The sequence below is a fragment of the Flavobacterium sp. NKUCC04_CG genome (genome assembly GCF_019345525.1).
In the GTDB taxonomy this organism is placed as follows: Bacteria; Bacteroidota; Bacteroidia; order Flavobacteriales; family Flavobacteriaceae; genus Flavobacterium.
The window spans coordinates 149,330-166,160 of record NZ_JAHKRA010000006.1 but is presented as its reverse complement, the minus strand read 5'-3'; the positions used below and the strand labels follow the sequence as shown (position 1 = coordinate 166,160).

Sequence of the window (16,831 nt, the reverse complement as noted above, 5' to 3'; positions counted from 1 at the left end):
CTAGAGATCGAATCCGATATCTTTTCTATAATACATTTTATCAAAATGTAGCTTGTCTATGTTTTGGTAAGATGTTTTTAGTGCTTGGTTAAAGTCTGCTCCGAAAGAAGTTACCGCCAATACCCTTCCTCCATTACTCACTACTTCAGTACCCTTTAATGCTGTTCCCGCGTGAAAAACCAAAGAGTCTTTTACTTGGTCTAAACCCGAAATAATCATTCCCTTTTGGTATTCTTCTGGATATCCTCCTGAAACGATCATTACGGTTGTTGCCGAACGAGGATCGATTTCTAAAGTAGTCGTGTCTAAAGTTTGATTGGCCACTGCTTGAAACAGTTTTACTAAATCCGATTCGATACGCGGCAATACCACTTCCGTCTCTGGATCTCCCATTCTGACATTATATTCAATTACAAAAGGTTCGTTGTTTACATTGATTAAGCCTATAAATACAAAACCTTTGTAATCTATAGCGTCTTTGGCAAAACCTGCAATCGTCGGTTTTACGATGCGCTCTTCAATTTTTGCCATCAACACTTCATCTGCAAAGGGAACGGGCGAAATAGCCCCCATACCGCCGGTATTTAGACCTGCATCACCTTCACCTATGCGTTTATAATCTTTTGCTGTCGGTAAAATCTTATATGACTTACCGTCGGTCAAAACAAAGCAACTCAATTCAATACCGTCCAAAAACTCTTCTATAACGACTTTAGTGCTTGCCGAGCCAAATTTGGCATCTACCAACATATTCTTTAACTCTAGTTTGGCCTCTTCCAAATGGTTTAGAATCAACACTCCTTTACCCGCAGCTAGTCCATCTGCTTTTAAAACATAGGGCGCCTTTAAGGTTTCCAAAAAAGCATAACCCGCTTCAACATTTTCTTTGGTGAAGCTTTGATAGGCTGCCGTTGGAATTTGATGTCTGATTAAAAATTCTTTGGCAAACTCTTTACTTCCCTCTAACTGAGCACCCTTTTGAGAAGGTCCAATTACCGGAATGTCTTTTAAGAGTGGGTCGTTTTTAAAAAAATCGTAAATACCATTTACCAACGGATCTTCTGGACCTACGACAACCATATTGATTGCCTTTTCCAATACCGCTGTTTTTAGAGCAGAAAAATCATTTGGGTTTAAATCAAGATTGTGGGCAATCGCCGCAGTACCTGCATTACCCGGTGCTACGAATAAGTTTGTACAATCCTTGCTCTGAAGCATTTTCCATGCTAACGCATGTTCGCGACCTCCTGATCCTAATAGTAAAATATTCATTGTAGTGTTGTTTGTAATTAGCGTTCAAAAATAAGTATAAATTAGGGAAATCAACTAGTGTTCCCACTGAGTATATGTATTAATATGCTTTTTTATCGCCAGAAAAAGCATTCCACATGGTGATAAAGACAATTTTAAGATCTAAAAGTAAAGACCAATTTTCTATATAAAAGATATCGTATTTCACCCGATTCACTATATCGCGTTTATGCTCTACTTCTCCTCTGTATCCATGTGTTTGAGCCATACCCGTAATTCCGGGTTTGATCAAATGACGCATCATAAAGTTGTCCACGCTTTTGGTATATTCTAAATTGTGGACTAATGGATGAGGACGCGGTCCTACTACCGACATATCACCGGTTAGCACATTGAAAAACTGGGGAAGCTCATCCAAGCTAGTACGTCTTAGAAAAGCGCCGACTGCAGTAGCCCGACAATCTCTCTTGGTTATGGGTTTGTATTCCTCCTTAGTATTTTCCATATAAAGAGAGCGGAATTTATAACAGTTAAATTCTCTATAGTTTAATCCATTTCTCTTTTGTCGAAAAAAGATGGGTCCCTTAGAGTCGATGCGAATACACAATCCTATAATCGGAACCAACCAACTCAATACAAAGACAATAATTAGAATGGAGAAAATTAAATCAAAAACCCGTTTTACTAAGGCATTAGAAAAAACGCCTAGTGGGGATTGATTGATCATTAATAAAGGATGGATGCCGTAGTATTGTAACTCCATCTTACGCATTAATAATTCGTGGTTATCCGGTATAAACTTAATGGTTTTAAAATTGTTTTTAGCCAAATTAAACAAAGTGGATACTTGATCGGAATCAATACTCTTTAAGGAACAATAAATTTCATCAATACCATGATGCTTAATATAGTTGTTTACTTGCTCAATATCAATTCGATTAGTAAGGGGATCCGGTTCAATAATTTCTTGTAGGTAATATCCATACTCGGGGTTAAAATTAAAGAAATTGACCAGATCTTGGGTTGTTTTAGAATTTCCCAATACCATTACATACCTTTTATTTCCTCCGTAGCTAAGTCGGTACTGTTTTAGAATATTAAAAATAAATATTTTAATACCGAAAAGGGTTATACTTAACATAACAAAATAAGAGACAATATCCCATCGATTTAAGTGCATTTCTAAAAATCCTAATGAGGCAAAGAAACACAGAAAATAGATTACCAATTGTTTGAGAAACTTCTGTACTATGGTAACAATACTGGTAAATCGATAGACTTTATAAAACTCGTTATAAAAAGCAATAAGAAACCAACTTCCCACTAGCCATAAAGACAAATAACTCGTAATACTCAATCGTAATATCCATGTAGAGAATAAAAGCATTGTTAATAGATCAATTCCAATAACAATATATTTTATCAGATGTGAGTATCTACCTATTTTTTTATTCATCTAGTTTTTTACGCTTAATATGCCTTGTCTTCCCCTTTAAAAACGTTGTATATCGTAAGATAAATAATTTTTAAATCTAAGAAAACCGACCAATTTTCAATATAAAAAATGTCGTATTTCACACGATTGATAATGTCGCGATCACTTTCAACCTCTCCCCTATAACCATGGGTTTGAGCCATACCGGTAATCCCGGGTTTAATCAAATGCCTCACCATAAATTTATTTATCTTTTTGGCGTACATTTTGGTGTGAACAACCATGTGTGGGCGAGGCCCAACTACGGACATATCTCCCAAAAATACATTAAAAAACTGAGGTAATTCATCAATACTGGTTTTTCTAATGAATTTCCCTATGCGGGTTATACGCGCATCGCCTTTAGAGGCTTGTTGTCCATCACAAGTTTCAGCTATATACATCGAACGAAATTTATAACATACAAATTCCGCATTATTAATTCCATTTCGCAGCTGTTTAAAAAAGATAGGCCCCTTAGATTCTAGCTTTATTAAAATAGAAATTAAAGGAATTAACCAGGATAGTAAAAACACGATTACAAAAGTTGAAAAAACCAAATCAAAGGTGCGTTTTACCAAACGATTATATTCATTGTCCAAAGGTATTTTGCGTCTTGGAATAATCGGGATTAAGTCATAATATTCCGTATTATAATTATCCCCAATCAACTCATCGTCCTTGGGTATGTATTTTAAAACTTTGAGGTTATTATCCGCAAAATCAACGATTTTAGCAAATGATTTTGTATTAACCAAATACAAACTAATATAGATTTCATCAATTTTCTCCTGCTCAATATAATCGAGTACATCTTGAATATCGACCGTTTCATCTTTAAAAGTTTCTACGAGATTATATCCATATTCTGTTTTTTCGTTAAAAAAATCTTGTAGTTGTTTGACTTCTTTACCCTTGCCTATAATAACTACTTTTCTATAATTACCTCCATATTGACTACGAAAAACCTTAAGAGAATAAAAAATACCTATTTTAATAATGGAAATGACAATCATGGTTACTACACCATATACTATCAATTGTTTGGGCTCAGAAAAACGCGAAGAAAAACCGTTATACGCGAAATATAGAACAAACTGTAAAACAAACTGTTTAAATATTTTTTCAAATATTTTTACGATTCTAGTAAAACGAAATACATCGTAATACATGGTAACCCAAGAACTCAACAACCAACTGGTGGATATAAACAGATAAAACCATCCTTTGCCGAAAAATTCAGGCAAAAGGAAAAAGGCTAATAGATTTAAAATACTTAAGTCTATTATAAGTGTAATTGGTCTAATAAATTTGGAATACCTTCCTCTTCTTTTTTTCACTTAACTAATATATTTTGAAAAATCTTTATGTTCCTCTTTAAGTAGTTCTTCTGGCGTAAAAGACTTAAAGTAGGCATAGGTTCGTTTCATTCCTTCTTCCCTTCCTATAGTTGGAGACCAATTCAAGATATTTCTCGCCTTAGTAATATCGGGTTGTCTTTGCAATGGGTCATTCAGCGGAAGCTCTTTAAACGTCAATTGCTGATCAGTTCCGGTCAGTTTTAAAATTTCCTTAGCAAAATCCAAAATGCTGATTTCATCTGGATTACCAATATTTACCGGATATGGATAGTCGGAATGCAAAAGTCTAAAAATTCCCTCTACTTGATCGTCTATATAACAAAAGGATCTGGTTTGCATACCGTCTCCAAAAATGGTCAAGTTTTCGCCTCTTAGGGCTTGTCCGATAAAAGCGGGAATTACCCGACCGTCGTTAAGTCGCATACGAGGACCATAAGTATTAAAAATACGGACAATTCTAGTCTCGAGACCGTGAAAGGTATGGTATGCCATAGTCATCGACTCTTGAAAACGTTTGGCTTCATCATAAACTCCTCTTGGTCCAATAGTATTGACATTGCCATAATATTCTTCAGTCTGAGGATGAACCAGCGGGTCGCCATAAACTTCAGAGGTCGAAGCAATCAGAATTCGCGCTTTCTTTACTCGTGCTAATCCCAATAAATTATGAGTTCCTAAAGATCCTACTTTTAAAGTTTGAATCGGAATTCTGAGGTAATCAATCGGACTAGCAGGTGAAGCAAAATGCAGTATATAATCCAATTCTCCAACTACGAAAACAAACTTGGTTACATCATGATGATAAAACTCAAAATGCTCGTATTTAAAAAGGTGTTCTATATTTTTTAAATCACCAGTAATTAAATTGTCCATACCAATCACGTGGTATCCTTCCATGATAAATCGGTCGCATAAATGCGAACCCAGAAAACCAGCTGCTCCCGTAATTAGTATTCTCTTCATACTGATCAGTTTGAGAATTTTTCTTTAACAACCATAATAACAAATTTCCCGTTTTCAATAAAACTGCGTTTCCACATTCTTTTGGGTTCTTGAAGAAATCTGTAAAACCATTCCAATCCCAGTTTCTGCATCCAAGACGGAGCGCGTTTAACCTTTCCTGAAACCACATCAAAACTTCCTCCTACACCCATAATAAATCCAACACTTGAAAGCAGCTCTTTATAACGATGTAAGAACAATTCCTTTTTGGGAGAGCTCATTGCAACAAATAAGTAACTCGCTTTGCTATCTACTATTTGTTGTACTACTTGAAGTTCATCTTCTTTACTAAAATAACCGTGCTGATAGCCAGCCACTGTAGCAGTTCCATAAATACTTTGAAATTTATGCGCCACTGCAGTAACTACCTCTTCTTTAGCTCCTAATAGATAAACCGAACGCTGTTTTTTTGCCGCTCTTTCTACTAAGTTAATAAAAAGATCAATACCAGATACTCTTTCTTTGAGCGGTTTTTTTAAAAATTTTGAAGCCCAAACCACCGCCATCCCATCAGCATTAATCAAATCTGCTTCGTTTACACTTTGCCTAAGTTCCGGATTTGTTTTCATCGCAACAATCTTAGCTGCATTGACTACCGTATGTAAAATGGGGGTTTTATTTTCTATCGAATTATCAATAACAGCCATGGTTTCAACCATACTTAAATTATCGATATTAGAACCGAGTATTTGAATTCGCGCGGAATATTTATTCATTAATAGTTGAAATTAGAGGTTCTCTTCCTTCTCATTAAGAATAAAAAAGAAGCCTAATAATACGATAGTAATCGCGGATATATTTATAAAAAATTGCCCTGCAAAAATAGAAACAAAAAAGACAGTAGCTAACGAAATCTTGAAAAAACATTTTTTTTGATCTTTTTTGGCATTTAAAATGAGTTTATATGCTGTAAACAGGTAATACAGACCTCCTAAAATTCCAAAAAACACAAAAATATCGAATATACTGAGCTCAAAAAGAGCTTGACCAACTATTCTACCGCCAAATAAATAATTTAAAAACGTCCAATGCTCCGAATAAAACGAAGTGTTCTCTACAAATCGCTGGTCTCTAATCGATGTGATGGCACTCAAAAAACCTACATCGATATATACATTATAAAGTACATCAAATACATATTTAAACTGATTTAGCAAATACTCATAATAAAAGACCCCTATCGCTATACCCCCTAATAGTGCGCTGTAAAATATTTTACGTGTATAATATTTCCGATTTACGATATGATAAATGCCTAATAAAAACACGAATAAATAAATGGCCTTAGTGCCTACAAATAAGCTGGATATTAACGTTAGCGCAAATCCTATTTTGTATTTGGTTCCCTTGGGCTGCTTTTGATAAAAATAAGATAAGGCCGTGATATAAAAATAACTTGCTGTAACCGATTTGTTGACTAATCCCATAGTGCCAAATCGAATCGTACCGCCATAGGTTTTTAAAAAGGGGGTTGGAAAGAAAATTCCCACAACTGTCGAAATCACGATAATTAAAATAAATATTTCAAAAACTGTTTGCAACTGTTTGTAGCTCTTATCATCCTTGGGTAGTTTTAATAGAAAATTCCAAAAAATAAAAGGAAAAAGCAATAAGACAAGTTCCTTAGTAGCCAGTAATACTTGAGATAAATCGACGGTTTTATGATAGAAAAGTAGCCCCTGACCAATCAGGAAAGCGCTTATTAAAAATACGTATAATTTTACCTGAACAAGACTCTTTTCCTTCCAAAGGATTCCTAAAAATAAAAATAAAAAAACCAATTTAGCCAGTTTTATTCCCAAAACTAAAGATGTGTTTTGGTTGTCGTAAATCTTCGTTAGTAAATCTAAAAAAAACTGAACGATTACGAATAAAATTACCAACTGGTACTTCAGTACTCCTTTCATTCTCTCGTATTTAAAAACATATAAATATTAGAAAAAAACGCGATAAAGATAACACCTTCATTAAATTTAAAAATATTTTCAAATGCGCTACAAATCAAAATCATCGCAAAGAAACTAACGGAAATCCAATTTCGTAATTTAATCGCCCTAACCACATTGCCAACCAAATAAAATAGAAAAAGCAATAATCCAACTACACCGAATTCTATGGTAATATGTAAATACTGATTATGAGTATCGTAATTGCTTTGGGCAGAATTTGTTAAACCTTTCCTTACATAAAGTTCTTTCAATAGGGTTTCACTAGAGCCTGTTCCATAGCCGAAAATGGGTTTCTCCTTTATCAAGTCACGCGTGACTATCCAGCGAGACCAGCGAGAATCTGCCGAGTGTTTATTGTTGTATTTACTATTTACATTTGTAGAGAGTTCCCAACTCAATTCCGTTGTTATTCTAGAATACACATAGGTGCCCTTAAATAATTGATAGCTGCCCACAGCAACAAAGCTGACCAATACAATTAATCCATAAAAAAACAATTTCTTTTGAGTGTATAAACCCTTTAGAACTCGTATTAGAATTAGAAATAATAGAACTATTGTAAACAGCAAAACCGTACGGGAATTAAGAAAAACTATGGTTAGTAAAAACAATAAACCTAAAGCAATTTTAAGGCTTTTGTCAATCGAGAGTTTCACAAATAACAAGGCCGAGAGCGCTGTTAAAAAGTACATGCCCAAATAGGTCGGATGCATTTTTAAAATAGAAGCAAATTCTAAGTAAGTATAGTAATAATTAAATAAATCACTATCGATGACAACTGCTTTCTTAAAACTGAAGTATTTAATGAAATTATTGGACAACAGTATGATTGCTGCAACAGTAGTTCCGTAAATAATTCCTTTTAAGGCGGAATTTTTTAAGTTTTTTAGCAAATTTCTAGAAACAAAAAACAATATAGCAGGTACAGCTAAATAGGATATACTTCTACCAATTATGGTCATACCCTTAGGTAAATCGCTTGTAAAGAGCAGACCATAAATAACCATAAAAAAAACAATAACTGTAGATAAAAAAAGCTGCTTCTTAAAAGATTTTCTTTCAAAACCAGCTCGTTCTTTGACTACCAAAATCAGGAGTAATCCCATCAATACTCCTAAAGCAACATTACCCATTTTAGTAGATAATGGTAGTGCTGCGCCAAAAATAAACGCTACTAATCCAATTGCCTTTCTGTACATGTAACATTACTTTTTTTAAAAAACATTAATGAAAATAAAAAACCAATAAAAATTCCAGCTATACCCGAATTGAACACATGTCCTGACAAACACGAAATCAAAACTAAGACGATAATCATAAAATAACTCAATCGGGCATAGGGATATTCTTTTTTATTAATCAATCCCTTAGCAAATATTAAAAGTATTCCTATTAAGAGTATAAAAAGGATAGCACCGACATACCCATAAGCAAAGAAGATATCTAAAAGATCTATTTCAATAATCTTACCTAACAACTCTTCATAATAAGTTTGTCCTCCTCCGATTACTTTTTCTATCCAGGAATATTGCTCTTGATAAATCGGAATCATCATTTCAAAATAAGTATTTCTACTCGATAATATAAAGGTCAGAAAATCCATTCTTGTCCAGAAATGAGTAAAACGGGTAATTATAGCAGAGTTTACAACAAAGTTATAGGCGCTCCATATAAAAATGGGAAATAAACTTGCAGCGATTATTAATGATTTTCTAAAATTTTTATGGGCAAAGTTTATCTTCCTCGGATTAAAAGCAATTAAAACGAAGACCAATACAATTCCTACCATACCCGTTTTAGAACTAATTAAAAAGCCCAGTATCAGACTCGAAATCAAACAAAAGATAAATTTCAACTTATTGATTTTAATCTCCCAATAATAATAACCTAAAATAACCGATAAGACCAATAACAACGCAGATATCTCATTTCCAGCATAAAAGTATCCCCTAGTTCCAATAGTACCTTCCTCATACATTGGATAGCCTAGGCCCACTATTTTAAGTAAGAGGTTAACCGCTAATATCGCATAAGAAATTTTAATCCATTTGATATATTTATCTAGTAGGATACTATCATTTAAATACATTATTTCCCTAAAATAGACAAAGGAAATTAAGGGAGTTAAGTACTTAAAAATTTTTATTGAATCGTCAAAAAGTATCGAAAATGAATCGTCATAAAATGTAAATCTGACGAGGCTACCTAATAACAATATAAAAAACAATGCTCCTATTAATCTTAAAACGGCAAAATCGACTAAAAAGCGACAAAGCATCAAGCCTATAATAACTATTTTATACAACTGACTGACAGAAATAGGTAAATTAATTTGCTTTCCTAATAGAAATCCGTTGAGCATATCAACAATCAATACCGGAATAAGCATTATTAAAATAAGGTAGTTTAAGACTTTTATTTTTATTACCATTTCATTTCTCTACAAGTTCCCTTAAAAGTTTTAGTTCTTTTTTACCCGTAATTCTCCAATGAATTTGTTCCATAGAAATTCTTGCATTTTGGGTTATTTCTTCGTATATTACTTTATCACTAGTTACTGCTACGATTTTTTCTGCAATTTCTACAAAATCGTTCCCCAACAATCCGTTTACACCATCATGTATAAACTCCGGAATTGCAGCTATAGGATTGCTAACTGTTAGTAACCGACTTGCCATGGCTTCACACATGATTACTCCTTGAGAATCAAAAGTAGTGAAAGCAAAGAAAATTCCATAACGGGAAAACAAATCATTAATTGCATCTCTTTCGATAAATGTATCGATAATATGAACACGATCTTGCAAACCATAATCGTCTATCATCTTTTGGTACTTTTTACTGAGAAAACCTTTTCCATAAATATCCAAAGTAAAGGCTTTAGGCAGTTGCTTCATTACCTCAATGGCGATATCAACACCGTATTTTGGGTCTGATAGGGGCCTAATCGTTACAGCTTTAAATCGGTTTTCAAAATTTGATGGAAGGTCAAATAAATCGGTATCAATTCCATTGGGAAGATTATAAAAAAACGGGAATTTTCTTTTAAAAATAGATTCCGTATGTTCTTTCATCCATTTTGAAGGAGTTAAGATTAAATATTTATTCCGCGTAGTAATCTTATTTAGAAAAAATTTCATCCAATAATGATTCCAATAATTTACATACAAATATTTAGCAATTCCCAAAGGTGAAAAACGGAAGTCGTTTAAGTATTCTGGGTATTTAAGTACATCGGTACCGTGTATAAAAAGTGCCACTTTTAAACGGCTCCGGACAATTTCTTTATAAATGGCATAACCACCATCCACTTTTGGATAAAAATTAAGCAAATGCAAGTATGACACATCGTAGCGGTGTAGCGCTTTACTGATGTTTTCAGAACTATCACAGACCACATCAACACCTTGGTAATTATAATGTTCTACACTTTTTGAAGGCACAAATATAGTCAGGCTGACTCCTTGTTCTATAAAATACAACGCCCGTACATGGACAAACATATGTCTGTAGGGATCATTTTCTTTTGGATAACGCGAAGTGATTATAGCAAGATTCATCATTAGCATTTAGTTGTTTTTAAACCAGTAATAAAGAGATAAAATGGTAAATATTTGTTTCTCCCTATTAAAGCCTAATCGGTGCTGCTTAAATATATTTAATACTTCATTTTTATTGAATACTTCAAAAAAGGGCGATTCATCTTGGCGAAAAAGTTCGCAATAATAACTACCCAGATCTTCTCTAAACCATTTTTCAGTAGGAGACATAAATCCTTTCTTGGGACGGTATATTATCTCTTGAGGTAAAACCGTCTTTGCAAATTCCTTGTGAATAAATTTTCCTTCACCATTTTTGATTTTATAATCAAAGGGCAATGATTCTACAAAATTCATCAATTCGACATCTAATATAGGAACACGTGTCTCAATGGAAAAGTTCATAGATACCTTATCGGTATACATCAACAAATCATCGGCTAAATTCATCCTCATATCCAGGCTCATCATCGCCTCCACATCCCTTTTGTTTTTCCCGTCGATTAAATCGTAGAAATACGCAATGTTCTGTGCACTTTTATAATCTTTGACACGGATTAACTGCGCTATTTCCTTATCTGAAAAAAGGGCATAAATCTTTTCGAATCGCTTTTTAGTATCTTTTTCAGAAAGTGAATTAGCCGCACGTATCCACTGTTCCTTTTTTAAAATCGTTGCTACAGGTTTGGCCATATCAAACAAAAAAGAAGGAACCCGTTCACGTAGTAATTCCCCTTTATACTTGGTATATCCTCCTAGCGGTTCATCTGCTCCTTGTCCGGTTAATACCACCTTTAAATGCTTGCTTACCTCTTTATTTAAGTAATACATCGGTAATATAGACGTGGTTCCTAAAGGCTCTTCAACTATGCTACAAGTCTCTTCGAATACCTCTTTAAAGTTAGCTGCATTAATTATAATATTTTGATGCTCCGTATTTAAATAGTTGGCCGTATCAGTGGCTTCTTCAATTTCATTACTATAACTCTGTTCTTCAAAACCAACCGTAAAGGTTTTTATTTTTTTCACACTGTGTTTCTGTGCGAAATAAGTAACTAAGGCAGAATCAATACCGCCACTCAATAAAGCCCCTACCTCTACATCCGACATCAGTTGACGTTGTACCGCCTTTTCAAACAATACTCCATATTGATCCAAAGCCTTGTTAAAGCCGTAGTTGCGTTGAATTTGTATGGTTTTTATATAAGTATAAACCTTATGCGTATGCGAATCAAGTTCGAATTCCAATATATGACCGGGTCTTAACTTTTTTACATTATCGTATAAGGTATCTGGAGCTGGGCTGTATCTCAACTTGAGCAGCTCTGCCAAGTTATCCTTATCCAGCTCGCTTTTAATCAATTTTTTAAAAGGTCTTAGCTCTGATGAAAAAATTAATTTATGCCCGTCTAAATGATAATAAAGCGGTTTAACACCATATAAATCACGAACTAAATACATTTTTTTTAATTGTCGATCCACTAGCGAAAAACTAAAGATTCCGTTGAAATCGCAAACCGATTCAATTCCAAAGGTAGCCATATAGTAAAGGATGGTCTCCGTATCTGAAGTCCCCTTAAAGACAACTTCAGGCAATTTATTTCGCAAATCGAGATGATTGTAAATCTCTCCGTTAAAGATTATGGTAAAACGTTCATCAACAGTACTCATCGGTTGATGTCCTGTAATCGATAAATCAACTATGGCCAATCTTCTGTGTCCCAATAAAACGGTATCCTTGTCAAATTCAATCTTTTTAATCTCCCCACTATCTGGACCGCGGTGTTTTATGGTGTCTAAAACAACCTGATCAAACGGTAAATTAATGGTTCCTAAAATTCCGCACATATTTTACTTTATTTTATTTTTTGATAAATAAACTTCAGACACTAAACATATAATTATAAAAACGACTAAAGCAGAAACTGTTGTCGTAAAGACAGCTCCTGTGAGTCCATATTTAGGCAATAATAAGAAAATAGCTGCTAGATTGGTGATTGCTCCCAAAATCATAATTGAGAAGCGAACTTTTTGTTTATCTAATGCAACCAGTACCATCTCGTAACCCGAATATAAGAAACTACTCAATATTAAAACACAAATCAGTATAAAACTCAAATTGTTTTCGGATGTCATTTCTTGTTTAACCAAGTACAACAGTATATACTCTCTAAAAAAATACATCAATCCTAAAATGATCAATAATAAACTTACAAAAATCAATTGTAGTTGATGAAATGTTTTTCCAATCAATTCGGTTGTTTTCCCTTTAATTTGATTTAATAAAACTTGAGAAAATGCCAAATTCAGCAACGAAAATGGCGTGGCAATTAGTAAAAAAGCCCTATATCCTCCATACATTACATCTGTTATTAAAATAGGTAATAACAACATTCCTCCTTGAGAAAAAGAAGCGGTAACGACATCTTGGAAACCAAAAAATTTTCTTTCTTTAAAACCTTCTATTACTTTTGAAACATCAAAATCTAAAACCGCTTTTAACTCTTTAAAGTTGATGACCTTAGAGAAACAAACCGATACTATACTGGTTAATAAATTAATCAATATAAGTATTACAAATAAAAAATCAATGTCAATCTGTGGGTAATAATAAACCACTCCAATCAATACTACCAAAAGTGCTGTTAAAAAGATATTGATCTTTAACTCAAACAGAAAATTTCCAAAACCTTTTAAATAATAGAAAAACAAGGTATTAAAACTAAATATATACCCCAACAAAAGAGCTACATATATGCGATAAGCCGGACTATAGTCTATAAACACAAGTATCAAACTTGCAAACAAAACCAATATAATGAAAAAGACAAATTGAATTTGTAATGACATTATAAAGGACCCCATTCCGCCTTCTGTATTATAGGTTTCTTTCATCAAAAACACATAACTACCAAAAGGCAAAATAGGTACTAAAATATTTGATATAGAGTATAGAAATGAGAATTCTCCAAACAATTGCCCTCCCAAAATAGATAACAATACGATGTTTAAAAACCATCTAGACCCGAATTGTAACCCTTGCGATAAATTATTAACGATTAAATCCTTTACAACTTTTTTTTGAAGCATATTACTTTTATTGCTTTACGCACTATACAAAATCTTCTACCTTGATCCCTGTCTTGATAATTCTTGCTGGAATTCCTACAACAATACAATTCGAAGGTATATCTTCTAGTACGACCGAATTGGGACCAATAATAACATTGTCTCCAATAGTAATAGGTCCAAGTACTCTACATCCCGCTCCCATATAGACATTGTTTCCTATAATAGGTACTGCTATGTGCTTGCTCCTACCGCCAATGGTCATTCCTTGACCGATCATACAATCGTCACCAATTACTGCTTCTTTGTGAATTACTAGTCCAATGCCTCTATAGGCAAACTTGGTTCGTTTTCCAATTTGGACCGAAGCCGGTATTGCCGAATTAGAAACCAAATATTGTAAAACATATATTGCTCTAGGTAAAAAAGGAATTCTTTTTCTATATAAAAAATTTGCGGTTCTGTGCAATCTCATCAACATAGCTAAATGTATTTAATTTATAGTGTACTTATCTAAAGCAGCTCTAATAATCTCCAATTCTTCCCATCTATCGAAAAGTATATTAAACTCTCTTAATGCGATTGCTTTGTTTTTCCCTAGATTATTAAACACCACTTTTAAAGCTGTTCCTGTTTGTTTTTTGTTTAAGTAATATACTTTAACATTGGTTTTATCACCATTGTCTGCTAAAATAGAATTGCTAAGGGTTTTTCTAATCTGTAAAGACGAAGCCACTTTAACCCATTCCTTTTGAAATACATAAACATCAAAATTGTCGGGCATAAAATCTTCACCAGCGGCATAAAAAACGACTGCTTCTATATTTTGACGTTCTTTACCAAATTCAACAACAATTTCTGTACCTACTTTATCAGTACTCCAATAGTTACCCCAACTCCACAATTCATTATTTAGATGTTCGATACCATAATTAACCGGATCTATAGTATGACTAGCTGTAATGCTTTCATATTTCGGTTTATCATACATACCATCGACAATACCCGTATCATACTTCAAAAATCTATGGGCATAATCTCTTAAAAAGTATTGGCCTGTCCAATTGTAAAGGCTTAATAATTGATATATTTCCAATTCTAAATAATGATCTGGATCTTCATTAAGTGCCGAAGCGTAGGTTTCCATAACCTCTTCTTTTGTATTGACTTTTAGTTTATTATAATTTGATGTAAAACCAGCATCAAACTCACGTAATTTTGAAGCTAAAGAGCCCATTCCTTGATAAAACAATGCTTTTGCTTCAAGATTTCCCGTTACTTTATAACTGTAATATAAACCCGCTAGCGAAAACATAAACCCGTTTAAAACATGTGATTTTGGATCGGCATATTCTTCATAATAAGGAACTTTATCCCAATACGATAGCACTCCTCCCTCTTCAATAGTCGTGTTATAAGCACGAACCATCTTTTGAGAAGCTATTAAGTATTTTTTGTCTTTTGTAATATCATATGCTTGCAACATGACGCTTATTGCAAATCCGTTCACCAAAGCCGAAGGCCATGGCGATTTCAGATCATATCCGTTTACCAAAGTTTTTGTATTTAAGACAGAGAAATCTTTAATTTCTGTTAGGTTGTTATAACAAAAATTAGCGATATTCATAAATTTATTCTTGCTATCTTCACTCTTAGTTTCCTTATAACTAGCATAATAAGTTGAGGCTACTTGTATATAGCTTCCTGGAAAATAATCCAATTTACCTTCATATTCAAATAAGGGAATCCCATTTTTATCTAGAACGAAATGATCATATTTCTCTATATTTCCGTTGGTCCAAGGAAATACGGGTACATTATCTTTATATTCTTGTTTTACGTCATATATAGAATCTGTGAGTGGTATGTCGAAAGACGTCACTATTTCTGGGGAAATAATCTCTTTTGAAATCAATTTTTTGTCCTCCTTTTTATTACAACTTACACAAATGATAATAAACAAGAATGCAAGCAGTTGGTTGTATTTATTTATCATAATTACAGAAATTTAATATTATTTGATTTAATTTAAGTCCTTTGAATTCCTTATGGGCAACTAAGAAAACAGCCAAATCTGCTTTCTCTATAACATTTGCTATGTCTGTTAATTCAAACTCATCACTCTGCTCCACATTTGGCTCTACAATTAACAATTCTAAATTTTCGGCTTTCAGGGCTTTGACCACATGTACAGCAGGGCTTTCTCTTAAATCATCAATATCTGGTTTAAAAGCCAATCCCATACAGCCTATGATTGGTTTTCTTTGATTATCCAATTCAAATTTTAAAGCGGCATTTTTAACTTTTTCAATTACCCATTCCGTTTTAAAATTATTGATTTCACGAGCCGATCTAATAATTTTAGACTCTTCAGGGTATGCAGAAACTATAAACCAAGGGTCTACGGCAATACAGTGTCCGCCAACTCCCGTTCCGGGTTGTAGGATATTTACACGAGGATGTTTATTGGCCAAAGCTATTAACTCCCATACATTGATTGCTGCGCGGTCACAAATCATAGACAATTCATTGGCAAAAGCTATTTGTACATCTCTCGACGAGTTTTCAACGAGTTTACACATCTCCGCTGTTCTAGCGTTTGTAGGATGTAAAGTTCCCTTTACAAATTGACGGTAAAATGCAATCCCCTTATCAGTCGAATCTGGATCGACACCACCTATCACGCGATCATTGTGCTCCAACTCATAAATCACATTGCCCGGTAAAACGCGTTCTGGGCAATAGGCCATAAAAAATTCACCTTTTAATTCCGGTCGTTCTTGGTGGATCAAGGCTTGCATTTTTTCAGTAGTTCCTACAGGGCTGGTCGATTCGATAATAACCAAATCCTGCGCTTTTAAAACGGGAATGATCATTCGAGTAGCCATTTCAACATATTTTAAATCCGGCTCAAAAGCAGCTTTAAAAGGTGTTGGAACTGCAATTAAATAGACCTCTGAATGGGTCACTTCTGTCGATGCTACTAATTTTTTATCTTGAACAACTTTAAAAATAATGTCGTCTAGCAACGGCTCAACGATATGAATTTTACCTTGATTAATGGTATCTACTACTTTGGTATTCACATCAACGCCTTTGACTAAAAGGCCTTTACTCGCCATCAATCCAGCGGTTGGTAAACCGATATACCCTAAACCAATCATGGAAACAGTGGGTTGATTCATC

Annotated in this window: 14 protein-coding genes; all 14 read right to left on the bottom strand. The window is 33.8% G+C overall.

Annotated features, from left to right (window positions below; all coding sequences use genetic code 11):
• Complete coding sequence (gene purD, locus KO524_RS06870; RefSeq protein WP_219292227.1) at positions 1-1,272, bottom strand: phosphoribosylamine--glycine ligase; 1,272 nt, start codon at positions 1,270-1,272, stop codon at positions 1-3.
• A gap of 79 nt (positions 1,273-1,351) precedes the next feature.
• Entirely contained in the window at positions 1,352-2,707 is a 1,356-nt protein-coding gene (locus KO524_RS06865; RefSeq protein WP_219292224.1) for an exopolysaccharide biosynthesis polyprenyl glycosylphosphotransferase, read from the bottom strand.
• 14 nt (positions 2,708-2,721) lie between these two features.
• Positions 2,722-4,065, bottom strand: a complete 1,344-nt coding sequence (locus KO524_RS06860; protein WP_219292221.1) for an exopolysaccharide biosynthesis polyprenyl glycosylphosphotransferase — start codon at positions 4,063-4,065, stop codon at positions 2,722-2,724.
• A complete protein-coding gene (locus KO524_RS06855; protein ID WP_219292218.1) occupies positions 4,066-5,049 on the bottom strand; it encodes a UDP-glucuronic acid decarboxylase family protein in 984 nt (327 codons plus the stop codon).
• 5 nt (positions 5,050-5,054) lie between these two features.
• Positions 5,055-5,804, bottom strand: coding sequence for a WecB/TagA/CpsF family glycosyltransferase (locus tag KO524_RS06850; RefSeq protein ID WP_219292214.1), 750 nt, complete (start codon positions 5,802-5,804; stop codon positions 5,055-5,057).
• A gap of 12 nt (positions 5,805-5,816) precedes the next feature.
• On the bottom strand, positions 5,817-6,995 hold the full coding sequence (locus KO524_RS06845) for a hypothetical protein (RefSeq protein WP_219292211.1): 1,179 nt from the start codon (positions 6,993-6,995) through the stop codon (positions 5,817-5,819).
• The gene (locus tag KO524_RS06840; protein WP_219292207.1) at positions 6,992-8,236 is read right to left on the bottom strand and encodes an O-antigen ligase; all 1,245 of its coding nucleotides are present in this window, start codon (positions 8,234-8,236) and stop codon (positions 6,992-6,994) included. The genes KO524_RS06845 and KO524_RS06840 overlap by 4 nt, the downstream gene beginning before the upstream one ends.
• Positions 8,212-9,468, bottom strand: coding sequence for an O-antigen ligase family protein (locus KO524_RS06835; protein ID WP_219292204.1), 1,257 nt, complete (start codon positions 9,466-9,468; stop codon positions 8,212-8,214). The genes KO524_RS06840 and KO524_RS06835 overlap by 25 nt, the downstream gene beginning before the upstream one ends.
• Before the next feature lies 1 nt (position 9,469).
• Positions 9,470-10,600 (bottom strand): glycosyltransferase family 4 protein, encoded by a 1,131-nt coding sequence (locus tag KO524_RS06830; protein ID WP_255555171.1) that lies wholly within the window; start codon positions 10,598-10,600, stop codon positions 9,470-9,472.
• Between the two features lie 6 nt (positions 10,601-10,606).
• On the bottom strand, positions 10,607-12,424 hold the full coding sequence (gene asnB, locus KO524_RS06825; RefSeq protein ID WP_219292201.1) for an asparagine synthase (glutamine-hydrolyzing): 1,818 nt from the start codon (positions 12,422-12,424) through the stop codon (positions 10,607-10,609).
• 3 nt (positions 12,425-12,427) lie between these two features.
• Entirely contained in the window at positions 12,428-13,666 is a 1,239-nt protein-coding gene (locus KO524_RS06820; protein ID WP_219292198.1) for a lipopolysaccharide biosynthesis protein, read from the bottom strand.
• Between the two features lie 22 nt (positions 13,667-13,688).
• Positions 13,689-14,120 (bottom strand): serine O-acetyltransferase, encoded by a 432-nt coding sequence (locus KO524_RS06815; protein ID WP_219292196.1) that lies wholly within the window; start codon positions 14,118-14,120, stop codon positions 13,689-13,691.
• 18 nt (positions 14,121-14,138) lie between these two features.
• Positions 14,139-15,641 carry a D-glucuronyl C5-epimerase family protein gene (locus KO524_RS06810; protein WP_219292193.1) on the bottom strand — a complete coding sequence of 501 codons (1,503 nt, stop codon included), beginning with the start codon at positions 15,639-15,641 and terminating at the stop codon, positions 14,139-14,141.
• Positions 15,631-16,830, bottom strand: a complete 1,200-nt coding sequence (gene wecC / locus KO524_RS06805) for a UDP-N-acetyl-D-mannosamine dehydrogenase (RefSeq protein WP_219292190.1) — start codon at positions 16,828-16,830, stop codon at positions 15,631-15,633. Before wecC ends, KO524_RS06810 begins: the two co-directional genes overlap by 11 nt.
• Between the last annotated feature and the right edge of the window lies 1 nt (position 16,831).

Excerpts from the sequence above, each read along its gene's own strand:
- KO524_RS06810 (WP_219292193.1), bottom strand. The coding sequence starts at position 15,641 with ATGATAAATAAATACAACCAACTGCTTGCATTCTTGTTTATTATCATT.
- KO524_RS06835 (WP_219292204.1), bottom strand. The coding sequence starts at position 9,468 with ATGGTAATAAAAATAAAAGTCTTAAACTACCTTATTTTAATAATGCTT.
- KO524_RS06865 (WP_219292224.1), bottom strand. The coding sequence starts at position 2,707 with ATGAATAAAAAAATAGGTAGATACTCACATCTGATAAAATATATTGTT.
- KO524_RS06815 (WP_219292196.1), bottom strand. The coding sequence starts at position 14,120 with ATGAGATTGCACAGAACCGCAAATTTTTTATATAGAAAAAGAATTCCT.
- wecC (WP_219292190.1), bottom strand. The coding sequence starts at position 16,830 with ATGAATCAACCCACTGTTTCCATGATTGGTTTAGGGTATATCGGTTTA.
- KO524_RS06820 (WP_219292198.1), bottom strand. The coding sequence starts at position 13,666 with ATGCTTCAAAAAAAAGTTGTAAAGGATTTAATCGTTAATAATTTATCG.
- KO524_RS06845 (WP_219292211.1), bottom strand. The coding sequence starts at position 6,995 with ATGAAAGGAGTACTGAAGTACCAGTTGGTAATTTTATTCGTAATCGTT.
- KO524_RS06830 (WP_255555171.1), bottom strand. The coding sequence starts at position 10,600 with ATGATGAATCTTGCTATAATCACTTCGCGTTATCCAAAAGAAAATGAT.
- KO524_RS06840 (WP_219292207.1), bottom strand. The coding sequence starts at position 8,236 with ATGTACAGAAAGGCAATTGGATTAGTAGCGTTTATTTTTGGCGCAGCA.
- asnB (WP_219292201.1), bottom strand. The coding sequence starts at position 12,424 with ATGTGCGGAATTTTAGGAACCATTAATTTACCGTTTGATCAGGTTGTT.
- KO524_RS06855 (WP_219292218.1), bottom strand. The coding sequence starts at position 5,049 with ATGAAGAGAATACTAATTACGGGAGCAGCTGGTTTTCTGGGTTCGCAT.
- KO524_RS06850 (WP_219292214.1), bottom strand. The coding sequence starts at position 5,804 with ATGAATAAATATTCCGCGCGAATTCAAATACTCGGTTCTAATATCGAT.
- purD (WP_219292227.1), bottom strand. The coding sequence starts at position 1,272 with ATGAATATTTTACTATTAGGATCAGGAGGTCGCGAACATGCGTTAGCA.